The 19,685-nt window shown below is 40.2% G+C and carries 24 protein-coding genes and 4 tRNA genes; 14 read left to right on the forward strand and 14 right to left on the reverse strand.

Annotation, left to right across the window (positions count from 1 at the left end):
- The first annotated feature begins 5 nt into the window (after positions 1-5).
- Both tusB and ACERCG_RS00775 read left to right on the forward strand, forming a co-directional pair.
- Positions 6-278 carry a sulfurtransferase complex subunit TusB gene (gene tusB, locus ACERCG_RS00770; RefSeq protein ID WP_373610191.1) on the forward strand — a complete coding sequence of 91 codons (273 nt, stop codon included), beginning with the start codon at positions 6-8 and terminating at the stop codon, positions 276-278.
- Between the two features lie 63 nt (positions 279-341).
- Positions 342-1,289, forward strand: a complete 948-nt coding sequence (locus ACERCG_RS00775; protein WP_373610192.1) for a hypothetical protein — start codon at positions 342-344, stop codon at positions 1,287-1,289.
- A 116-nt stretch (positions 1,290-1,405) separates the two neighbouring features.
- Here the strand turns inward: ACERCG_RS00775 and ACERCG_RS00780 are convergent, their stop codons facing one another.
- The 3 genes from ACERCG_RS00780 to ACERCG_RS00790 are packed head-to-tail and all read right to left on the reverse strand — an operon-like array spanning position 1,406 to position 3,843.
- Positions 1,406-1,858, reverse strand: a complete 453-nt coding sequence (locus tag ACERCG_RS00780; protein WP_373610193.1) for a DUF302 domain-containing protein — start codon at positions 1,856-1,858, stop codon at positions 1,406-1,408.
- Between the two features lie 37 nt (positions 1,859-1,895).
- On the reverse strand, positions 1,896-2,648 hold the full coding sequence (locus tag ACERCG_RS00785; RefSeq protein WP_373610194.1) for an esterase family protein: 753 nt from the start codon (positions 2,646-2,648) through the stop codon (positions 1,896-1,898).
- Between the two features lie 10 nt (positions 2,649-2,658).
- The gene (locus ACERCG_RS00790; protein ID WP_373610195.1) at positions 2,659-3,843 is read right to left on the reverse strand and encodes an acetyl-CoA carboxylase biotin carboxylase subunit family protein; all 1,185 of its coding nucleotides are present in this window, start codon (positions 3,841-3,843) and stop codon (positions 2,659-2,661) included.
- Between the two features lie 306 nt (positions 3,844-4,149).
- On the opposite strand from ACERCG_RS00790, the gene ACERCG_RS00795 reads away from it, so the two are divergent.
- Positions 4,150-4,581 (forward strand): PAS domain-containing protein, encoded by a 432-nt coding sequence (locus ACERCG_RS00795; RefSeq protein ID WP_373610196.1) that lies wholly within the window; start codon positions 4,150-4,152, stop codon positions 4,579-4,581.
- Positions 4,582-4,661: 80 nt separating this feature from the next.
- Entirely contained in the window at positions 4,662-6,218 is a 1,557-nt protein-coding gene (locus ACERCG_RS00800; RefSeq protein WP_373610197.1) for a sulfite reductase flavoprotein subunit alpha, read from the forward strand.
- A gap of 62 nt (positions 6,219-6,280) precedes the next feature.
- On the opposite strand, the gene ffh is transcribed toward ACERCG_RS00800, so the two are convergent.
- The 10 genes from ffh to ACERCG_RS00850 form a co-directional block, all read right to left on the reverse strand.
- Positions 6,281-7,684: a signal recognition particle protein gene (gene ffh / locus ACERCG_RS00805; protein ID WP_373610198.1), complete on the reverse strand. Its 1,404-nt coding sequence runs from the start codon at positions 7,682-7,684 to the stop codon at positions 6,281-6,283.
- Between the two features lie 347 nt (positions 7,685-8,031).
- Positions 8,032-8,107, reverse strand: a tRNA-Asn gene (locus ACERCG_RS00810).
- 5 nt (positions 8,108-8,112) lie between these two features.
- A tRNA-Phe gene (locus tag ACERCG_RS00815) sits at positions 8,113-8,188 on the reverse strand.
- A 167-nt stretch (positions 8,189-8,355) separates the two neighbouring features.
- Positions 8,356-8,431: transfer RNA gene (locus tag ACERCG_RS00820), tRNA-Asn, on the reverse strand.
- A gap of 5 nt (positions 8,432-8,436) precedes the next feature.
- A tRNA-Phe gene (locus tag ACERCG_RS00825) sits at positions 8,437-8,512 on the reverse strand.
- 131 nt (positions 8,513-8,643) lie between these two features.
- The gene (gene mltC / locus ACERCG_RS00830; protein ID WP_373610199.1) at positions 8,644-9,741 is read right to left on the reverse strand and encodes a membrane-bound lytic murein transglycosylase MltC; all 1,098 of its coding nucleotides are present in this window, start codon (positions 9,739-9,741) and stop codon (positions 8,644-8,646) included.
- A gap of 18 nt (positions 9,742-9,759) precedes the next feature.
- Complete coding sequence (locus tag ACERCG_RS00835; protein WP_373610200.1) at positions 9,760-10,029, reverse strand: oxidative damage protection protein; 270 nt, start codon at positions 10,027-10,029, stop codon at positions 9,760-9,762.
- Between the two features lie 10 nt (positions 10,030-10,039).
- Complete coding sequence (gene mutY, locus ACERCG_RS00840) at positions 10,040-11,179, reverse strand: A/G-specific adenine glycosylase (RefSeq protein ID WP_373610201.1); 1,140 nt, start codon at positions 11,177-11,179, stop codon at positions 10,040-10,042.
- Between the two features lie 133 nt (positions 11,180-11,312).
- Positions 11,313-11,582: an NGK_0946 family protein gene (locus ACERCG_RS00845; RefSeq protein ID WP_373610202.1), complete on the reverse strand. Its 270-nt coding sequence runs from the start codon at positions 11,580-11,582 to the stop codon at positions 11,313-11,315.
- A 17-nt stretch (positions 11,583-11,599) separates the two neighbouring features.
- Entirely contained in the window at positions 11,600-11,857 is a 258-nt protein-coding gene (locus ACERCG_RS00850) for a hypothetical protein (RefSeq protein WP_373610204.1), read from the reverse strand.
- Between the two features lie 216 nt (positions 11,858-12,073).
- On the opposite strand from ACERCG_RS00850, the gene ACERCG_RS00855 reads away from it, so the two are divergent.
- The 8 genes from ACERCG_RS00855 to hslU all read left to right on the forward strand — a co-directional run bounded on the left by ACERCG_RS00855 (position 12,074) and on the right by hslU (position 17,392).
- Positions 12,074-12,478 carry a VOC family protein gene (locus ACERCG_RS00855; protein WP_373610205.1) on the forward strand — a complete coding sequence of 135 codons (405 nt, stop codon included), beginning with the start codon at positions 12,074-12,076 and terminating at the stop codon, positions 12,476-12,478.
- Positions 12,479-13,360: a DMT family transporter gene (locus ACERCG_RS00860; RefSeq protein ID WP_373610206.1), complete on the forward strand. Its 882-nt coding sequence runs from the start codon at positions 12,479-12,481 to the stop codon at positions 13,358-13,360. It abuts the gene before it with no gap.
- A 35-nt stretch (positions 13,361-13,395) separates the two neighbouring features.
- A complete protein-coding gene (locus tag ACERCG_RS00865) occupies positions 13,396-13,635 on the forward strand; it encodes an AbrB/MazE/SpoVT family DNA-binding domain-containing protein (RefSeq protein ID WP_373610207.1) in 240 nt (79 codons plus the stop codon).
- Positions 13,623-13,946: a type II toxin-antitoxin system PemK/MazF family toxin gene (locus ACERCG_RS00870; RefSeq protein WP_373610208.1), complete on the forward strand. Its 324-nt coding sequence runs from the start codon at positions 13,623-13,625 to the stop codon at positions 13,944-13,946. Before ACERCG_RS00865 ends, ACERCG_RS00870 begins: the two co-directional genes overlap by 13 nt.
- Positions 13,947-13,984: 38 nt before the next feature.
- Positions 13,985-14,692 (forward strand): DNA/RNA nuclease SfsA, encoded by a 708-nt coding sequence (gene sfsA / locus ACERCG_RS00875; RefSeq protein WP_373610209.1) that lies wholly within the window; start codon positions 13,985-13,987, stop codon positions 14,690-14,692.
- Positions 14,693-14,765: 73 nt separating this feature from the next.
- Positions 14,766-15,269, forward strand: coding sequence for a cytochrome b (locus ACERCG_RS00880; protein WP_373610210.1), 504 nt, complete (start codon positions 14,766-14,768; stop codon positions 15,267-15,269).
- A gap of 132 nt (positions 15,270-15,401) precedes the next feature.
- A complete protein-coding gene (gene hslV, locus ACERCG_RS00885) occupies positions 15,402-15,923 on the forward strand; it encodes an ATP-dependent protease subunit HslV (RefSeq protein WP_373610211.1) in 522 nt (173 codons plus the stop codon).
- Between the two features lie 146 nt (positions 15,924-16,069).
- On the forward strand, positions 16,070-17,392 hold the full coding sequence (hslU, locus tag ACERCG_RS00890) for an HslU--HslV peptidase ATPase subunit (RefSeq protein ID WP_373610212.1): 1,323 nt from the start codon (positions 16,070-16,072) through the stop codon (positions 17,390-17,392).
- A gap of 54 nt (positions 17,393-17,446) precedes the next feature.
- Here the strand turns inward: hslU and ACERCG_RS00895 are convergent, their stop codons facing one another.
- A complete protein-coding gene (locus tag ACERCG_RS00895) occupies positions 17,447-18,163 on the reverse strand; it encodes an arginine ABC transporter substrate-binding protein (RefSeq protein WP_373610213.1) in 717 nt (238 codons plus the stop codon).
- A gap of 373 nt (positions 18,164-18,536) precedes the next feature.
- Between ACERCG_RS00895 and ACERCG_RS00900 the strand changes: the two genes are divergently transcribed.
- A complete protein-coding gene (locus ACERCG_RS00900; protein WP_373610214.1) occupies positions 18,537-18,902 on the forward strand; it encodes a hypothetical protein in 366 nt (121 codons plus the stop codon).
- Positions 18,903-18,990: 88 nt separating this feature from the next.
- Positions 18,991-19,641 carry an ABC transporter permease gene (locus ACERCG_RS00905; RefSeq protein ID WP_373610215.1) on the forward strand — a complete coding sequence of 217 codons (651 nt, stop codon included), beginning with the start codon at positions 18,991-18,993 and terminating at the stop codon, positions 19,639-19,641.
- The last annotated feature ends 44 nt before the right edge of the window (positions 19,642-19,685 follow it).

Genomic DNA, 19,685 nt, shown 5'->3' on the forward strand with positions numbered 1-19,685 from the left:
GTAGAATGCTTTATACCCTATCCAAAGCACAATATGATAAAGAAACCTTGAGTATATTAAATCATATAACCGAAAATGACACCGTTGTATTATGGCAAGACGGCGTATTACAAGCGGTCAAAAATCCACAATTTTTTGCAAATTTGCCACGTTGTTATCTCTTAGAACAAGATGTAACGGCAAGAGGATTGCAACAATCGCTCTCGGAATTTCGCACTATTTCATTAGCAGAATGTGTGAAATTAACCGAACGTTATTTCCCTCAAATTGCGATGTAATTTCCTTTGTAATAGCTTATAAATTGGATTATGATGGGAGCCACCTTAAAAGGAGAACTTACTATGAGAACAAAATACCTTGTTTCTTTACTGGCACTAGCCCCTGTTTTTGCTGCTGCACAACAAAATAATCCAACTTGGGTTGATAAGCAACATACAAAAGCAAGTAACACATTGGATCGTTGGGCAAACAATATTAATGATTGGTTAGGCGATGCCGACCCAGACAAACCCGGCACGGCTTCATTACGTGTAATACTAGACAGCCGTTGGGATAAACACGACAAATTTACGGTGAAACCTCGTGTTCGTGGTAAAATCAAATTGCCCGTATTAAAAAAACATCTAAATGTGGTATTTGGTGATGACGAACTTGATAACGAATTAACCGATAAAAACCACGTTGGTAAACTATATAAAAATGTTGATCCGAAAAAACATTATAACTCCCGTGAAGCCCGTGACTCTAACTCGTCAATCGGTTTGCGTTGGTCTGATGGCATTAAAGAATTAGGTATTGATACTGACTTCGATATCGGTATTCGTTCAGGTAGTGATATTTATGGGCGTGCAAGAATCAGCAAAGATTGGCAAATTACTAATCAATTTAGCACTCGTCTAGAACAAATCTATCGTTACGGTACAGAAAGTAAGCACTATTTACGTACCAATTTGGAAAATAAATATACCGAAAACGAAACTACATTTATTATGAACCATACTCACTTTGAGTATCGTAAGGACGTAGATGAAGAGAGAAGCTGGGGACACAGTATTTATCGTCAGCACAATTTCAAACCGCTTATGCATATCAGCTATGGTCTTAACTTCGGTGGGCGTTTAGATAAAGATTTATCAAGATTTAATCATTGGGGGCCATTCGTGGCTTACCGCCAGCCAATTTGGAGTAACTGGCTCTTTATCCAACCGGAAATTAGTTTCTACAACGATAAAGACAAAGACCGTAAACACTTTGTTCACACCTTTGTGCGTTTAGAAGCGATTTTCTAATCTAAGTAAAGCAGGGTATCCCCTGCTTTTCTATTTGCAAACTTTTCATAAATTTTGACCGCTTGCTATTAGTAAAAATCCCTCTTCGGCAGAGGGATTTTTAACGCTTGAATGTGTTATTTCGCAACCGTAGCTTTAATCAATTTTTCGGCTTTGGCGAGATTGTTTTCCACATCAGCATAAGGAGTATTGGCGTGTGCAACTACTTGTTCAGCACTGTTTAGCATTACCTCTACTTTACCTTTACTCGGCTCAGTTACCAGCACTTTCAACGGCAGCTGTAAGGCTAACATCGGATCTTTCACCATTAATGGCGTGCCGGCTTTTGGTGTACCATAAACTAACACTGTCGCCGGTTGCATTTCTAAGCCGGCTTGTTTGGCAGCCGCCTGGTGATCGATTTCGGCAAAAATCGTCATTCCTTTTTCTTTTAAAGTGTTAGATAAGGTGGTCACTGTGGTTTCGAAATCAAACTTGCTTTCAAATACCATTGGTTTAACGTCAGCAATATCTGCCATTGCCACGCTACTCATTGCTAATGCAGAAACTGCAACTGCCTTTAAATTCATTTTTTGCTCCTAAGTGAGTTGTTTACAAATAATAAAATTAGATAATACCCTGTTCTTCTAATTTTCCTAAGAAATAAGGCATTTGTTTACGCCAAGTCGGCCAGTCGTGGTCGATATCAAAGCCCCAATAGTCAAACCACGCCTCAATACCTTTTGCGTTAAAAGCCTCTTGTAATCGGCGGGTGTCTTCAATATGCTGTTCTTCCCACGCACCTTGTCCGACTGCAATCACATAGTGATTTTGGCGGTAGCGGTCTAAGAACCAATCGTCATTTTGACCCCATACATAATCAATCGGTGAGTTAAAATATACTGCGTTATCACCATAAAACTCACCACTAAAAAAGCGTGCGTCATAAACGCCGCTTAAGGCGATGGCAATATCAAACAGATCCGGGTGGCGTAGGGCAAAGTTTACGGTATGGAATGCTCCCATACTGCAACCAGTGGCTATCATCGTGCCGTTCCATTGCGATTCGTGGCGGATTAACGGCACTAGCTCGTGAATAATATAACGGTCGTAAGCATTATGGGCTAATGCCATATCGTGTCCGGATTTATGTTTGGATAACCAAGATTCCGCATCGTAAGAATCAGGCGTGTAAAATTTGATTAAGCCACGTTCAATAAAGGAACGGCACGCCTCAATCATACCAAAGTTACCATATTCATTTTCATTACCGCCTGATGACGGAAAAACAATAACGGGTTTGCCTGCGTGTCCGTAAACGTTGAATGACATTTCACGCCCTAATTCGCCACTCCAGTGGCTTCTTTTTTCAAAATGCATAGTTCACCTCTTATTGTTTAGCTTGTGCGAATTGTGCGATTTCACGCATTTGTTCCATTGTTTCGGTGCGAGCTAAAATGCCTTTCTCGCCCATCACTTTGGCAAATACGCCCGGTACGGTTTGCACGCTGATAATATTGCCTGCAAACTTCTCACATACGGCTTCGATTGAGTTTACATAGTTTTGGTTTGCTTTGCGAGAAATATACACTACGTTCCAAGGATGCTGAATATCGGCATAGAATTTGTTTTCTTTCACAATATTGGCAAATTCACGGAACACATCGAAATCGTTGGCGTAGTTCCACATATCAATGGTTAAACCGCCCGGTGGACGGCAGTTGATTTCAAGTGGTAAGATTTCCTCTTTTTTACTGCCTTTCACACGGAAAAACTCAAAGTGGAAGAAGCGTTCTTTTACGTTAAAAGCGTCCACGCATTTTTTGCCCATTTCCACTAATTTTGGCGAAATTTCACGTGGGACATAGTAGAACATATCGCCATCTTTAGATACGGTATCTAGTACTGCTTCAGAATATTCTAGGCTAGAGTAGAACACAATATTGCCTTCGTGGTCGGTTAAACCATCAAAAGTAATAATATCGCCATCAATAAACTCTTCCATAATATATTCAACGGTTGGCGTTTTATAACCGAAGAAAGCTTCTAGCTCTTCCGCAGTTTTGATTTTGTAAGTATCGCTCGCCCCAACCCCTGAATTTGGCTTGATGATTACCGGGAATTTAAGCTGTTTTACTAATTTGCGGGCATCTTCATCATCTTTAAACACACGCCCTTGAGCCACTTTTAAGCCTGCTTTACGGAAAACTTCTTTCATTTGAGCTTTGGTTTTAATGGCTAACATATCGTCCGTTTTATAACCAAAGACGTTGAAATCGGTACGCAATTTCGCATCTAATTCGAGCCAATATTCATTGTGCGATTCAATGCGGTCAATTCGCCCGTATTTATGGGCAAAGTAAGCGACTGCACGATAAACTTGTTCGTAATCTTCCATATTATCTACACGATAATATTCAGTCAGGGAATGACGCAAATTTTCGCTCAATGATTCATAAGGGGCATCGGCAATTCCAAGCGTATTAAAACCGGCTTCACGTAAACGTACCGCAAAGGTTTCAAAATTGGTCGGGAAGTGAGGGGAAATCATCACAAAATTTAGAGGTTTGGACATAAGTTTTCCTTTCGAGTTTGCATATTATTAATTCAATAAAGTGATTGTAGGCGAAATTAATTAAATTGCAAAATATATTCAACCAAATAAATTTTTTACAAAAATTAAACACTAAAAATTAAATAATTTTACTTCTTAAAAACCTATATTTAACAAGATGTTAACCATATTAATTTAGTCGGATATTTTTTAGTAATTAGCCTTATTTCTAATTTACATCATAATGGCTATCTATTATGCTAACTATATTCATCAGTTCTGATACTGATGAATTACAACATTAATATATCTAATCGGAGATTTAAAATGGCTGAACAAATTGTTCCTTCAAATGAAGCTATCTTAAAAGCAGTACAAGATACCTTAGTAATTTCAACCACCGATTTACAAGGTGTGATTACTTACGCTAACGACCTTTTCTGCAAATTAACCGGTTTTACCCGTGAAGAATTAATTGGACAACCACATAATATTGTACGCCACCCTGCCGTACCAAAAGAAGTTTATAAAGATATGTGGGATACTATCCAAGCCGGTAAAATCTGGACAGGTATCGTACCAAACTGCGGTAAAGGCGGTGTGGTTTATGTGGTTGATACCACCGTTCAACCAATGTTTGATGAAGCGGGCAAAATTACAGGCTACATCAGCGTTCGCCGTGTAATTAACGATTTAATGACCAACTTTGAAGCAGTAGAATCAGCAAAAGAAATCTTTGATGACTTCTACGGCGAATAATTAAAAAGCTAGGATTGCGTGTAAAGGAAGCTCTCTTTTACACGCAATTTTTTATTCCTTTTTGTTTTCGAGGAGTTTTTATGTCTCTCATTACCCATATTCACATCGCTTATGGTTCAGAGTCTGGCAACGCAGAGAAACTTGCCCAACAGTTAGCCCAACAACCGTTTTTAAATCACTACTCAACGAGCCTTTCCACCCTTAATGAAACGGATTTAACCGCTTTCAACCCAAATAGCTTATTGCTGATTTTAACCAGCTCATTTGGAGATGGTGAACCACCTGAAAATGCCGATGAATTTGCAGAGAAATTGGAAAATCTGACCGCTTGTAATGTGAAATATGCCATTTTCGGACTGGGTGATATTACTTACGATAAATTCTGCGGTTATAGCAAACAGCTAGATGGCTTATTACAGGCAAAGCAAGCCCAAGCCGTGATTGAAAGGGTAGATGCAGACCTAAATTATCAAGAAATCTTTAAACAATGGTTGCCTCTTGTGCAGCAGGTTTTAACTCAGCCTAATGAAGCTCCATTAGCCCATCAGCTTTCGGTCCAAGTGTATGGGGAAGATGCCACTTATCAAGCCGAAGTGCTAGAAATTAAGCATTTAGCCAATTCAAATCCGCCTGTTTATCATCTTCGTTTGTCGCTTAAAGAGAGTGGTATTTTCTACCAAGCGGGGGATTTAATTTATATCAAAGTAAACCAGCCTGAACAGTTGTTAAACCAATATGCTGAGTGGTTTGATGATACAAACGCCCTCGATATACTACGCAATAAAGAATTACGTTTATTAAGCAAAAATGTGCTGCGTGATATTCAAAAAATTTGCGGCAGCCAAGCGTTGAAAGACTTAACGAAAATTTCCAACAAAAAAGCACTAGAACAATATTTATACGGGCGAGATTTGTTAGACGTGCTACAAGATTTTGATCCGAAAAAAACCGTTACATTAGCGGATTTAGAGCCGATGTTATCTAGCTTATCCGCTCGTGCTTATTCAATTAGTTCTTGTGGCAAAACGCACCCCGATTATGTTGATTTATGTATTCGCCACGTCTATTACCAACTCAATGGCAGAGATTATCAAGGCACAGCAAGCGATTATTTAGCTAAGCTACAAGCGGGTGATTTTATCTCTATTTTTGCAAAAGCAAATCCAAACTTCCGCTTGCCTGAAAATTTAACTGCACCCGTTGTGATGATTGGTTCCGGTACAGGTATTGCCCCTCATATCGCATTCTTACAAGCCTTAGAGAGCCAATATCAAAATATTGAGAGCTATTTATTCTTCGGCGAGCGTTATAGAGAACAGGATTTTTTATATCAAAATGAGCTGGAAAATTACCTCGCTAACGGCACATTAACGAAGCTATTTACCGCATTCTCTCGAGACCAAGCAGAGAAATTTTATGTGCAAGATGCTTTAGCTTTACAGGCAGAATTGGTTTGGGCATTAATTCAACGAGGAGCTTATTTCTACATTTGCGGAAGCAAAGCAATGAGCAAAGCTATTGATGCAGAATTAATTAACATTGCCGAACAAATCGGCAAAGAGCCTTATGTTGATGATTTTAATAATATTATTGCAAGACTTGTGGCAGAAGGTCGCTTAATGCGAGATGTGTATTAAAGTTTAACAAAAAGGCACAAACTAAATTTGTGCCTTTGTTTTTGCAAAAAAATGCGAAAATCTTACCGCTTGCCAAACATTCCGCCTAGTCCACCTAAGCCGCCCATTCCGCCGCCCCCAAATCCGCCGAGAGCCCCTTTCATTCCACGCATCATTTTCGCCATTCCGCCTTTACGCATTTTTTTCATCATACGCTGCATATCGTCAAACTGTTTAAGCAGTTTATTCACATCTTGCACCTGTGTGCCGGAGCCAAGTGCAATGCGGCGGCGGCGTGAGCCTTTGATAATCTCAGGATTTGCACGTTCTTTTAACGTCATTGAATTGATGATAGCTTCCATTTTAATGAACATCTTATCATCAACTTGATTTTTAACGTGATCAGGCAGGTTTTTCGCACCCGGTAATTTATCAAGCATCGACATCATACCGCCCATTTTTTTCATCTCAATAAGCTGATCACGGAAATCTTCAAGGGTAAAATCATCGCCTTTTTTGAATTTAGCCGCAATTTTTTCCGCTTTTTCTTGATCGACCGAACGCTGAATATCTTCAATTAAAGACATCACATCGCCCATACCGAGAATGCGAGAAGCTACACGATCAGGGTGGAACGGCTCTAAAGCATCAGTTTTCTCGCCCACACCTAAGAATTTAATCGGTTTGCCTGTAATTTGACGAATAGAAAGTGCCGCACCACCACGAGCATCTCCATCAACTTTGGTTAAAATAACTCCCGTTAATGGTAAGGCTTCATTAAAGGCTTTTGCAGTGTTCGCAGCATCTTGACCTGTCATCGCATCAACGGTAAAGAGCGTTTCCACAGGGTTCAATGCAGCGTGGATTTGTTGGATTTCCTCCATCATTTCGCCATCAACGTGTAAGCGACCTGCGGTATCCACAATCAACACATCAAAGAAATTTAGTTTTGCGTGTTTAAGGGCTGCTTCAGCAATAGCAACAGGCTTTTGACTGGTTTCAGTTGGGAAGAAATCAACTTTCAATGCTTCTGCTAATGTTTGAAGCTGTTTGATTGCGGCAGGGCGGTAAACGTCAGCAGAAACTACTAACACTTTTTTCTTATGGCGTTCTTTTAAAAATTTTGCCAATTTACCCACAGAGGTGGTTTTACCTGCACCTTGCAAGCCTGCCATCAGAATCACAGCAGGCGGCTGGGTTGCCAGATTTAGCTCTTCGTTCGCCTCGCCCATTGCAGTTTCTAATTCGCTTTGGACGATTTTCAAGAACTCTTGCCCCGGCGTTAAACTTTTGTTTACCTCAACACCTAACGCACGCTCTTTTACTTTGTTGATAAAATCACGCACCACAGGCAATGCCACATCAGCTTCAAGCAACGCCATACGCACTTCACGTAGGGTTTCTTTAATATTATCTTCGGTTAAACGACCTTTGCCGGTAATGTTACGCAGCGTTTTGGAAAGTTTATCGGATAGGTTTTCAAACATATTGTCTTCTCAATTTGCAAATTTTTTCAAAAAAAGCACCGCTTGCAAGCGATAAATTGAGAGCATTATACAAAAAAAAGCGGGTAGATTATAGAGATAAAAAAACGGCATAGAGATTAAACTATGCCGTAAGATTTGACGATATTCGAGGAATCATTATTACTTGTTGTTATATGTGATAATAATACTCCGAATTATGTATGAAAGTGAAGTGATATTTTCAAGTTTGTATCAGAAATGAGAAGTAAATCACATAATTTTTTGTAATTTTATGCACAGCATTTAAAACAGTAAAAATACACATAAAGGAAAAAGCCCCGATAATTTCTTATCAGGGCTTTGAAATATGGCTCCTCCTGCGGGACTCGAACCTGCGACATATGGATTAACAGTCCACCGTTCTACCGACTGAACTAAGGAGGAATTGATGGTGCCTCGAGGCGGAATCGAACCACCGACACGGGGATTTTCAATCCCCTGCTCTACCGACTGAGCTATCGAGGCAACATTGTTGCGTGGTGCATTATGCTGATTTTTTCGGGCTTCGTCAAATATAATTATCAGAAATTTAACCTTTTTGATCGCATAATACTAAAAATTGAACAATCTTACCGATTGTTCAATGATAAAAAGTAAAAACCCCGATAATTTCTTATCAGGGCTTCGGAATATGGCTCCTCCTGCGGGACTCGAACCTGCGACATATGGATTAACAGTCCACCGTTCTACCGACTGAACTAAGGAGGAATTGATGGTGCCTCGAGGCGGAATCGAACCACCGACACGGGGATTTTCAATCCCCTGCTCTACCGACTGAGCTATCGAGGCAACGTCGTTGCGTGGTGAATTATGCTGATTTCAGCCCTCAACGTCAAATACTTTTTGCGGAATTTAAAAAAACCCCTGTTTAAATGTGCTTTTTTTATACTTTTCGGCTAAAAAACAGCATAATTCACACATTATCGAATATTTCGATATTTCTCTCTCGCCGTTGTTACTTTTCTTAAATAATTTCTTGCTTGAGAAGATGGGTGAGCGGTGGTTAAAATTCGATAAACCGCATCAGGCGAAAGATCGTTAATTCTATCAATCGCAGAGTAGCGGTCTGAATCAAACACACGCAATACTGCGCCGGCTCCACTGTTATAAGCAGAAATCATTGCATAGCGTTTCGATAATGGATCAGCAATACCATCTAAATATTCATCACGCAAAATAGTTAAGTAGAGCGTACCTGCATCAATATTATTCGATGGATTGTAGAGATATTCACGGCTTGGCTGTCCTCTCATTCCTTTACGTGCAAAAATATCACGCCCGGCAGTACGAGGCACAACCTGCATCAAACCAATGGCATTTGCATAACTTACCGCATAAGGGTTGAAAGAAGATTCTACCTCCATAATCCCTAAAATAAGGCTTGGTTCAATACCATATTGTCTCGCCATTTTACGCACAAGTGGTAAATATTGTCTTGCACGCACTTCAACGTGTCCTTCCACCATTTTAATTGCCACATACATCGCATTTCGACCATTTTTTAAGCGACGGGTTTGGGTTTTATTTTGAATAAGATAAGTAGCAAAATCATTGGCAAGGGCAACATTAGTAATATCCCGACCGAATCGATCTTTTACCTGTCCTCTCAAAAATGGATTAGCACTAATCGGCACATCGCCTGAAGCAAATAAGTCAATCCCTCTAGGGTCTCTACCCATTAATAAAGTATGAACAATGGAATTACGAAGATGATTTTGATCGCCTAAGGTCTCAATGGTAATCACACCTTCTTCAAAGGAAATATGGCTACGAGTATAGAATTTATCCGTATATTTCACATAGTCTTTCTTACTCGCCACTAATAGCTCATTACTGCCCCAAATATCATCAATATTATTAGAGAATTGCCCCGTTAAGATATCCATTGCATTGGTATCTTTTGAATAATCTACACGGGTAGATTTTGGTTTCTTGCTGCTGGAAGATTTATTGCTTCCACAGGCAATAAGAAAGGGGATAATTGCCGCTACAGGCAAATATTTTGCATATTCTTTCATTTTGAATTTAACCTTGAATTATTCAACGGGCTTGTAGCCTTCAATGATGATTTCTTTACCCTCAAACAAGAAATTGACCATCTCTTCTTCAAGTAATTTGCGATGTTCCGAATTCATCATACTGAGTTTTTTCTCATTAACGATCATCGTCTGTTTTTTGATCCACTCAGACCACGCTTGTTTGCTGATAGAATCAAAAATACGTTTGCCGAGTTCGCCCGGATAGAGTTGAAAGTCTAAACCTTCGGCATCTTGTTTTAGGTATTCGCAAAATACGGTACGAGCCATAATCTAATCCTTAATTATCATTTGTTACGCTAAACGCCAGTTCATCTAAAATGCGTTTAACCGGTGTCGCTAAGCCTATTTCATTCTGTTGGCTGAAATCATACCAATAATCAGCCTCTGAAGATACAGTAGAGAGATAATTTCCTGCCTTTTCTTCTGCTACAAGCGGTGAGTTTTCACCAATTTTTTGCAAATTCACTTCTACTAAAATAGGGGTGATATCTAAATGAAAATGGCTAAATGTGTGTCTAAAAGTCGTTAATTTTTGCGAAATTTGTAAATTTTCTGCTAAATCTGACCGCTTAAGTGCCTCTAAACTTTCAAATTGTGGAAAGGAAAATAATCCACCCCAAATGCCTTTTGCTTCCCGTTTTTGTAACAACACTTTTGAGCCATTTTTCAGAATTAAAAAATAGGTTTGGCGTTCGGGGAGCGTTTTCTTCGGTTTCTTGGCTGGGAATTTATCCCACGCCTGCATTGCATTAGTTTGGCAATGTTCTTGTAATGGGCAGAGCAGACATTTAGGTTTGGTGTGAGTACAAATCATCGCCCCTAAATCCATCATTGCTTGGTTAAAATCTGCTACTCTCTCGGTTGGTGTAACGCTTTCGCTTAACTGCCAAAGTTGGTTTTCAACCGCTTTTTCACCAGCCCAGCCTTCTACCGCAAAATAGCGGCTTAACACACGTTTCACATTGCCATCTAAAATGGGGTGAGGAGCATCTAATACTGAAGATAAAATCGCCCCTGCCGTGCTTCTCCCGACACCAGATAATGCCAATACATCATCAAATGCAGTAGGGAATTCGCCGCCAAATTCATCTCGAATTTGCTGTGCTGCTTTATGCAAGTTTCTTGCCCGTGCGTAATAGCCCAAGCCCGTCCATAAATGCAGCACTTCATCAATAGAGCCATTAGCTAAGTCAATTACGGTGGGAAATCGTTCCATAAAACGTGCAAAATAAGGAATAACTGTTGCAACTTGAGTTTGTTGCAACATTACCTCCGACAACCAAACCTGATACAGGGTTTTATTTTGCTGCCAAGGTAAATGTTTCCGCCCATATTGCTCAAACCAAGCTAAAACATCGTTAGCAAACGGATCGGAAGCTTTTGCTTTCGCTAAAGGAAATGGGGAATTGCTGTTCATTAAAAATCTTGAAATCGGGAAAATAAATTATCATACTGCAAGCGGTCAGTTTTACCAAAAATTTTACAAAATACAGGCAAATAAAAAGCGGCTTAACTTTAAGTTAAAGCCGCTTCAATTCCAATTCTAAAGCCTATTTAAAAATACTCATTACTGAATGTACTGCACCAGCTGCTGCACCCACCGCCCCAGCTCCCATAATCACAGTACCTGCAATACCGGCAGCTTGTTCTGTTTGAGCTTGACGCTCTTCAACTTCATTCGCACGCTGTTTTCTTGCTTGAGCCAGTTCAGCATCGGTAATTAATGAGGCATTTGAGCCACGTTTTGCCAAAATGTCTTGATTATTTGCACAGCCTACCAGAAATAGAGAAAGAGCTAATATTGCAACAAATTTTTTCATATTAAAAACCTCTAAAATTAACGGAAAATATTAATCGTTTGTCTGCTACGATTTTCGTAAGATTTATTGATTGCCTCTGCTTCATTCATCTGAATTGTTCCTAAATCCTGAATAGCATCTTGGCGACGTTGACGTTGAATTTGGTAATCTTCATTATCTAATGCACGAACTCTTGCTCGACGTTCTGCGATTTCAGCATCACTAGGCGTATAGCTTGGGGCACATGCAGTTAATAGGGGGAGTGAAATAGCTAAAGAAATAAGTAGTTTTTTCATAAAAAACCTCAAGTTTTATTATAATGTTGGTTATTAAATCCACATTTAAAATTTATAGTTAAATTTTCAGTATTGTAAAAAAAAAAAAAAAAATGCAATACTTTGCCAAGAAAAAAGCGATATTTGATATACATATTTTGGGAGCCCAAATAATGGCTTTTTCAATATGATGTATTAATTGACTAAATTTTTCTCAAAAAGGACTAAAAGATACCGATGAAATATTCTCTTATACCTCCCATTTTAGGTTTTCACCACGTTGCGTTAATTGTTTCCGATTACGAAAAATCCAAACATTTCTACACCCAAATTTTAGGGGCGGAAATTATTGAGGAAACTTACCGCTCAGAACGCAGCAGCTACAAGCTCGATTTACGTTTTGCAGACGGCTCGCAAATTGAATTATTTAGTTTTCCTGTTACGCCACCTCTCTTTACCTCACCTGAAACTTGCGGGCTACGCCATTTGGCATTCAAAGTGGAAAGCATTGAGCAAGCTATTGCTTTTTTAGAGCAACATAATTTACCGCACGAGGGCATTCGGGTCGATGAGGTAACAGGCAAACGCTTTACCTTTTTTCGTGATCCTGATGATTTACCATTAGAGTTTTATGAGGTGTAAATGGCGTATTTACTTATTGCTGTGTTGATTTGGGCGAGTTCCTTTATTGTTGGAAAATTTGCGGTTGCAGAGTTTGATCCTATTCAGATTATGCAAATTCGGCTTACTTTTGCTGCATTAGTGACATTCCCGTTTGTTGTGCGTGTTTATGCCAAAATCCCTAAAAAGCATAGCCTGAAAGTGTGGCTGGTCAGTTTCCTCACTTTACCACTTTGTGTGATATTACAATTTTCAGGTTTAAAATTAACCTCTGCGGCGAGTGCCGTGGCATTGCTCGGGCTAAATCCGCTTTTAACGGTATTAGTGGGCTATTTCTGCTTTAAAAAACAGGCAACAAGGCTCGATTTTATCTTAAGTTTATTCGCCTGCGTAGGTATTCTCATTATGGCGGCAGGAAGCGATGACAACGGTTCAATCAATGTACTAGGGCTATTGCTCGTCACCTTAGGCAGTTTGAGTTTTATTGTCGGAATGTATCTCAGTAAAGACATTTTACAATCCGTTAAAGTCACAGATTTAACTTATGTGATGTTAGTTCAAGGTGCAATAACCGCATTACCTATTACCTTACTGTTTACAACAGATTGGCAATTACCAACAAGCCTTTCGGCTTGGGCAAGCGTGGCTTATCTTGGCATCATTTGTAGTCTGCTGGCAATGTTACTCTGGAACAAAGGCATTAGTCAATCTTCCCCTATTCTCGCTGGTATTTTGCTCGCCCTTGAGCCTGTGTTCGGGTTGTTAATGGCATTAGTCTTTTTATCGGAGCAACTAAGCCTTATCACTTGGATTGGCATTATTATCGTAATTTGCACCGCATTACTTTCGGTATTCTTGCCGATGATGAAAAAATATCAGCGATTGAGTAACACTGCTCAATAAACTATAATAACTTTGTTATTACATAAGGAGGCGATATGCAGGTAACGTTACGCAAAGTCGGTAATTCCCAAGCGGTTATTATTCCAAAAGCAGTTTTATTGCAGTTGGGCTTAGAAGATAGGCTCGATATGAAAGTAGAAGATAATAAAATTGTGCTTTCTGCTCCCAAATCTTCCCGTGCTGGGTGGGCGGTTGCTGCACAGCAAATAGCACAACATAATGACGATCAATTACTTGATTTTCCTGATGATATTGAGGACGAATGGGTATGGTAAGAGGCGATATTTATTTAATCAATCTTGACCCAACCATCGGCAGTGAAATACAAAAAACTCGTCCTTGTGTGATTGTTTCTCCGCCAGAAATTCACAACCATTTACGCACCGCCCTTATCGCACCCATGACAACAGGAAGCCGCCCAGCCCCTTTCCGTATTCCTGTTGATTTTCAAGGGAAATCGGGCTTGATTTTGCCCGAACAAATTCGTGTGGTGGATAAAGCTCGCTTAGTCAAAAAACTTGGGGAGCTTGACAGCCGAACCCTATCCAAATTGCTCTCTGTATTGCAAGAAATGTTTGCAGAGTAGCTTTCTACAAGCGGTCATATTTACAGGATTTTTTACCAATGCAGTTTCCACCTCTTTCCAGCGGCATTTTACTTCGCCGTTATAAACGTTTTCTTGCCGATATCCAACTCGCTAATGGCGAGCAAATTACTATTCACTGCCCGAATACAGGGGCGATGACAGGCTGTGCAAATGTGGGCGATAGGGTGTGGTTTTCTACCTCTGATAACCCCAAACGTAAATATACCCACACTTGGGAGCTTACCCAAACCCAAACAGGCGATTTTATTTGTGTGAATACCTTGAGAGCAAATCAGCTGGTACAAGAAGCATTGAAAAATCAGTGGATTAGCGAGCTTGCCGATTATCAACACATTCTGCCCGAACAAAAATATGGTAGCGAAAACAGCCGTGTCGATTTTTTACTAAAATCTGACCGCTTGCAGGATTGCTTTGTGGAAGTGAAGTCCACCACTCTTTTAACTGAAAATGGGGTTGGAATGTTCCCTGATGCGAAAACCGAACGAGGGCAAAAGCACTTACGAGAGCTCACAAAGATTGCTGGAGAAGGGCAACAAGCGGTCATTTTTTTCGCTATTTTGCACACAGGTATTGATAAGTTTGAGGTCGCAAAACAGATCGACCCTAAATACGCAGCATTGCTTGAGAACGCTCAACATCAAAATGTGAAAGTTTTAACCTATAAAGTCGAAATACAATTAGAAAATGGTAAACCGCAAGGAATGGTGTTGAGTAAAAAATTGTAATAATCGAGAATAAAATCTGTACGAAATTATTTTTTTGATTATACTTCGCCCCGAACATTTACTAGGAAAATTTATGCGTTCAGACAATTCACAAGTTTACGGTACAATTAGCCGTACGTTACATTGGGCAATGGCAATTTGCTTTGGTTTTATGCTTTATACAGGGCTTCAGGGAGAAGCGTTTCGTGAATGGCTGCCTTATCACAAATCTGTTGGGGCGATTTTAATGTTGCTCATCATCATTCGTGTGATTTGGGCAATCATCAACCACAATAACCGCCCAGCACCTGATAATATTTTTGTTACTTTAGGGCATTTTGCTCTTTATGTTTTAATGATTGCAGTTCCTACAATCGCTTTAATTCGCCAATACGGTGCAGCACGAGGCCCGTTAGAAGTATTTGGCGTGAATGTGATGGAAGGTTCAGCCGAAAAAATCGAATGGGCGGTAAATCTTGGCAACAATTTTCACGGAGAACTAGCGTGGGCATTGTTTGTGTTATCGGCTGGTCATATTGTGATGGCGATTTACCACCAAATCAAAGGTAAAAAGATTTTAAACCGTATGGCCCACTAACATAAAATAAGATGGCTTGAAGAAATTCAAGCTATTTTTTTGTAAAAAATTCAGCAAAAACGACCGCTTGTAATTGAAATGTAGAGAATGATCCCCATATAAGCGAAAGTTTTCTAAAAAGAAGGATTTAAAATGACAACGATTGTATGCGTGCGAAAAGATGGAAAAGTGGCTATCGGCGGCGATGGTCAGGCAACACTCGGAAACTGCATTGAAAAAGGCACAGTGCGTAAAGTTCGCCGTTTATATAAAGACAAAGTGGTTACAGGCTTTGCAGGCTCAACTGCTGATGCCTTTATTTTGCGTGATTTATTTGAGAAAAAGCTAGAATTACATCAAGGTCATTTAGTGAAATCTGCGGTAGAACTGGCAAAAGAGTGGCGTACCGAGCGTGCTTTACGCCGTTTAGAAGCGATGATGATCGTGGCAAATGAAAGCGAGTTCTTACTGGTTTCAGGCTCAGGCGATGTAATTGAACCCGAGCAAGATGTACTGGCTATCGGCTCCGGCGGAAACTACGCTAAGGCAGCTGCTCTTGCGTTACTTCGCACAGAAAACAATTTATCGGCAAAAGAGATTGTTGCCGAAGCCTTAAAAATTGCTGGCGATATTGATATTTACAGCAACCACAATCACGTTGTGGAAGAGGTTTAAATTTTTAATCCCCTCTTTAGCAAAGAGGGGCAGGGGGAGATTTGGCAGAAGTAACTGATCCTCATACGGAATTTTAAAATTGTCATCAAATCTCCCCTAACCCCTCTTTTCTAAAGAGGGGAACTACTTAATAAGGAACAAAATATATGTCAATGACCCCTCGTGAAATCGTCTCTGAATTAGACGCTCATATTATCGGACAAAAAGATGCAAAACGTGCGGTGGCAATCGCTTTGCGTAACCGCTGGAGAAGAATGCAGTTACCTGAAGATCTTCGCCAAGAAGTAACCCCAAAAAATATTTTAATGATTGGTCCAACGGGTGTGGGTAAAACCGAAATTGCCCGCCGTTTGGCGAAACTTGCCAATGCCCCGTTTATCAAAGTTGAGGCAACCAAATTCACTGAAGTGGGCTATGTGGGTAAAGAAGTGGATTCGATTATCCGTGATCTAGCTGATGTGTCGATGAAATTAGTCCGCCAACAAGCGGTCGAAAAAAATAAAATGCGAGCCCAAGATGCGGCGGAAGATCGCATTTTAGATGTGTTATTACCACCTGCGAAAGATCAGTGGGGCAATGTGCAGGAATCAGATAATAATTCCACCCGCCAAACTTTCCGCAAAAAATTACGTGAAGGTCAGTTAGATGACAAAGAGATCGAAATTGATGTTGCCGCTCAAGTAAGCGTTGAGATTATGACCCCACCGGGTATGGAAGAGATGACCTCACAACTTCAATCTTTATTTGAGGGAATGTCACCAAACAAAACCAAAAAACGCAAAATGAAAATTAAAGATGCGTTAAAAATTATGCTAGACGAAGAAGCGGCAAAATTGGTTAATCCTGAAGAGCTAAAACAGCAAGCGATCGAAGCGGTAGAACAGCACGGGATCGTGTTTATTGATGAGATCGATAAGATCTGTAAAAAAGGCGAACACTCAGGCGGCGATGTTTCTCGTGAAGGGGTGCAGCGTGATTTACTGCCAATCATCGAAGGATCAACGGTAAACACCAAACACGGTATGGTGAAAACCGACCACATTCTATTTATCTGCTCGGGTGCGTTCCAAGTGGCTCGTCCATCAGATTTATTGCCAGAGTTACAAGGGCGTTTACCAATTCGTGTAGAATTAAAATCGCTAACCAAAGAAGATTTCGAGCGAATTTTAACCGAGCCGAACGCTTCATTAACGCTACAATATCGTGAGCTAATGAAAACCGAAGGCGTTGAAATTGAGTTTACCAAAGAGGGGATTAGCCGCATTGCGGAAAGTGCATTCCGTGTGAACGAGAAAACCGAAAACATCGGGGCAAGACGTTTACACACTGTGCTTGAACGCTTGATGGACGGTATCTCTTTCGATGCAAGTGAACGTCGTGGCGAGAAGATTGTAATTGATGAAAATTACGTTTCCGAAGCGTTAAATGACGTGGTGGAAAATGAAGATTTAAGTCGTTTTATTCTCTAATATGACAGGCGGTCAAAATCTGCAAAAAATTTGCGAATTTTGACCGCTTGTTATTTATTTGCCGCTCATCCATTTATCATAGATTTTTTGGTATTCGCCATTCTCTTTAATAGTTTTCAATGCAGCATTGAATTGATCAACTAACGCTTGGTTTTTGCTATTGGTTGCAATGCCTAAACCATTACCAAAGTAGCTTTGGTTATCAATTTTCTCGCCAACAAAATCAAGTTCTTGATGTTTTTTTATCATATCTGCTAATACAGGCACATCGCCGAAAATAGCATCAATTCGCCCATTTTCAATATCTAAAATCGCATTTTGGTAAGAAGCGTAAGATTTCACACTGTACTCTTTTTTCTCTTTCGCTAAGTAGTTTTGGTAGGTTGTGCCGTTTTGCACGCCGATGGTTTTCACGTTCGCAAAATCCCCCCCTTTTTTCGCAATAAATGCCGCAGAACTTGGGAAGTAAGGTTCGCTAAATAACACTTGCTTTTTGCGAGCTTCAGTAATGCCTATTCCTGAAATCGCTGCATCGAACTGTTTCTGCTTCAAACTTTGGATTAAGCTGTCGAACGGTTGGCTATGGAAGGTACAGTTCGCCTTGATCTCTTTACAAATCGCATTAGCAATATCCACGTCAAAACCGATGATCTCGCCTTTTTCATTGGTCATTTCAAAGGGTGGATAGCTTGGCTCCATCGCAAATTTAATATCTTGAGCTTGTGCGGTTGCAACAACGCCGAATAACAGAGCTAAAAGTGTTTTTTTCATTAGGAAATCCTTATAGGTTTGATCAGTTTTATAAAAGGGGACTATTTTAACCCACTTATCGCCCTAAAAAATTATTTTTCCCCAACAAGCGGTCAGAAAAGCAAAAAATTTTACGTTTTTATAACAAATAGTTCTAACTATAAGTGACTAGTTCTTTTCTATTCCATCAAAAATAAGCTACTTTTAGCGAAAATTAAATATCAGAAAGAGGATTTATGAGCCTTATTGTTTCCAATTTATCTCTTGGTTATGAGAAAAACAGGCAATGCACGAATACGACATTCAAAATCGCCCAGAATGGGTGCAAAAAGTGGTGAATGCTTGAACCGAAGCTCAAATTTACACGCTGGAAAATCGTGCTGAAGTTGCGAAATTGTTAGCTCGTGGCAGTGGCTACACGCCACACGAGCAAAAAGTGTTGGAAAACGTTTTAGCTCCAAGCCAAGCACAGATGGATAGATATGTGGAAACAGGGGCGATTATCAATCCACAATGGCACCAAGACCGTATTGGCTTCCAGCCTTATCCGTTCGACTCCTATATGGAAGAGCTGGTTAAAATGCTAAAAGAAACGCACATTGCAGGCAATAACACTTTCTTAAAACCGCTTGACCCAGTTGAGGCGGCAAAAGCGATTAACGAGCCGAAGTTTATGCGAAAAGCCATTGAAGAGGGCGGTTGGATTGAAACATTCAACCTACAAGCAGGTTGGACAAGAACCGAAGAAATTAGCGTATAAAACAGAAATATATTTACGGCTTAGCAGGTTTATTACTGCTGCTTTTAGGTTGGCAATTAGGCACAACCTTATTAAGCAAAGATTGCCAATGGCATCAATGTTAGCTCCGGCAAAAACCTGGGACAGTTTTGTTTGGTTGATTTCTTCGGGCGAAATTTTTCCGCATTTATTGGCTAGTTTAAAACGTATTGTAGTTGGCTTGGCAGCTGCATTGCTAATTGACGTGCCTGTTGGGTTATTACTCGGTTTCTCACGCCATTTAGAAATGCTTTGCACGCCATCATTCCAACTGCTGAGAATGATTTCCCCACTTTCGTGGATGCCCATTATCGTGATGTTATTAGGCGTAGGCGATTTACTAATCTACTTTCTACTCGCTTTTGCAACCGTGTGGTCATTGATTATTTCTACCGCTTCAGGAGTAAAAAATATTGACCCACAATGGCTACAACTCGGCAAAGTGATGTCTGCTTCTCGCAAAGAATTGTTGTGTAAAATCGTAGTACCAGCCATTACAGGACACGTTCTCACAGGCTTAAGAGTGACTGTTGGTATTGCGTCGGTGGTGCTTGTACCTTGTGAAATGTTAGGGGTAAACGAAGGCTTAGGCTATTTCATTTTAGATACCAGAGATAGATTAGCCTATTCTGAGCTAATGGCGGTGATCGTCATCATCGGCTTAATCGGCTGGGCGTTGGATAGTTTAATTCGCTTAGCATTGGCGAAAGGTGGGAAATAAATCAAAAACGTAGGGGCTCGATACGCGTCCCCCACAGACGCACT

Origin of the sequence: Mannheimia sp. E30BD (assembly GCF_041807785.1) — a bacterium.
In the GTDB taxonomy this organism is placed as follows: Bacteria; Pseudomonadota; Gammaproteobacteria; order Enterobacterales; family Pasteurellaceae; genus Mannheimia.

What these genes read in the sequence shown, in the direction of transcription:
- ACERCG_RS00850 (WP_373610204.1), bottom strand. Translation starts at nt 11,857, where the DNA reads ATGAAAAAACTACTTATTTCTTTAGCTATTTCACTCCCCCTATTAACT.
- ACERCG_RS00855 (WP_373610205.1), top strand. Translation starts at nt 12,074, where the DNA reads ATGAAATATTCTCTTATACCTCCCATTTTAGGTTTTCACCACGTTGCG.
- hslV (WP_373610211.1), top strand. Translation starts at nt 15,402, where the DNA reads ATGACAACGATTGTATGCGTGCGAAAAGATGGAAAAGTGGCTATCGGC.
- ACERCG_RS00780 (WP_373610193.1), bottom strand. Translation starts at nt 1,858, where the DNA reads ATGAATTTAAAGGCAGTTGCAGTTTCTGCATTAGCAATGAGTAGCGTG.
- ACERCG_RS00905 (WP_373610215.1), top strand. Translation starts at nt 18,991, where the DNA reads ATGGCATCAATGTTAGCTCCGGCAAAAACCTGGGACAGTTTTGTTTGG.
- ACERCG_RS00835 (WP_373610200.1), bottom strand. Translation starts at nt 10,029, where the DNA reads ATGGCTCGTACCGTATTTTGCGAATACCTAAAACAAGATGCCGAAGGT.
- ACERCG_RS00785 (WP_373610194.1), bottom strand. Translation starts at nt 2,648, where the DNA reads ATGCATTTTGAAAAAAGAAGCCACTGGAGTGGCGAATTAGGGCGTGAA.
- ACERCG_RS00895 (WP_373610213.1), bottom strand. Translation starts at nt 18,163, where the DNA reads ATGAAAAAAACACTTTTAGCTCTGTTATTCGGCGTTGTTGCAACCGCA.
- ACERCG_RS00870 (WP_373610208.1), top strand. Translation starts at nt 13,623, where the DNA reads ATGGGTATGGTAAGAGGCGATATTTATTTAATCAATCTTGACCCAACC.
- ffh (WP_373610198.1), bottom strand. Translation starts at nt 7,684, where the DNA reads ATGTTTGAAAACCTATCCGATAAACTTTCCAAAACGCTGCGTAACATT.
- ACERCG_RS00880 (WP_373610210.1), top strand. Translation starts at nt 14,766, where the DNA reads ATGCGTTCAGACAATTCACAAGTTTACGGTACAATTAGCCGTACGTTA.
- ACERCG_RS00845 (WP_373610202.1), bottom strand. Translation starts at nt 11,582, where the DNA reads ATGAAAAAATTTGTTGCAATATTAGCTCTTTCTCTATTTCTGGTAGGC.
- sfsA (WP_373610209.1), top strand. Translation starts at nt 13,985, where the DNA reads ATGCAGTTTCCACCTCTTTCCAGCGGCATTTTACTTCGCCGTTATAAA.
- ACERCG_RS00860 (WP_373610206.1), top strand. Translation starts at nt 12,479, where the DNA reads ATGGCGTATTTACTTATTGCTGTGTTGATTTGGGCGAGTTCCTTTATT.
- ACERCG_RS00790 (WP_373610195.1), bottom strand. Translation starts at nt 3,843, where the DNA reads ATGTCCAAACCTCTAAATTTTGTGATGATTTCCCCTCACTTCCCGACC.
- ACERCG_RS00775 (WP_373610192.1), top strand. Translation starts at nt 342, where the DNA reads ATGAGAACAAAATACCTTGTTTCTTTACTGGCACTAGCCCCTGTTTTT.
- ACERCG_RS00795 (WP_373610196.1), top strand. Translation starts at nt 4,150, where the DNA reads ATGGCTGAACAAATTGTTCCTTCAAATGAAGCTATCTTAAAAGCAGTA.
- hslU (WP_373610212.1), top strand. Translation starts at nt 16,070, where the DNA reads ATGTCAATGACCCCTCGTGAAATCGTCTCTGAATTAGACGCTCATATT.
- mutY (WP_373610201.1), bottom strand. Translation starts at nt 11,179, where the DNA reads ATGAACAGCAATTCCCCATTTCCTTTAGCGAAAGCAAAAGCTTCCGAT.
- ACERCG_RS00865 (WP_373610207.1), top strand. Translation starts at nt 13,396, where the DNA reads ATGCAGGTAACGTTACGCAAAGTCGGTAATTCCCAAGCGGTTATTATT.
- mltC (WP_373610199.1), bottom strand. Translation starts at nt 9,741, where the DNA reads ATGAAAGAATATGCAAAATATTTGCCTGTAGCGGCAATTATCCCCTTT.
- tusB (WP_373610191.1), top strand. Translation starts at nt 6, where the DNA reads ATGCTTTATACCCTATCCAAAGCACAATATGATAAAGAAACCTTGAGT.
- ACERCG_RS00800 (WP_373610197.1), top strand. Translation starts at nt 4,662, where the DNA reads ATGTCTCTCATTACCCATATTCACATCGCTTATGGTTCAGAGTCTGGC.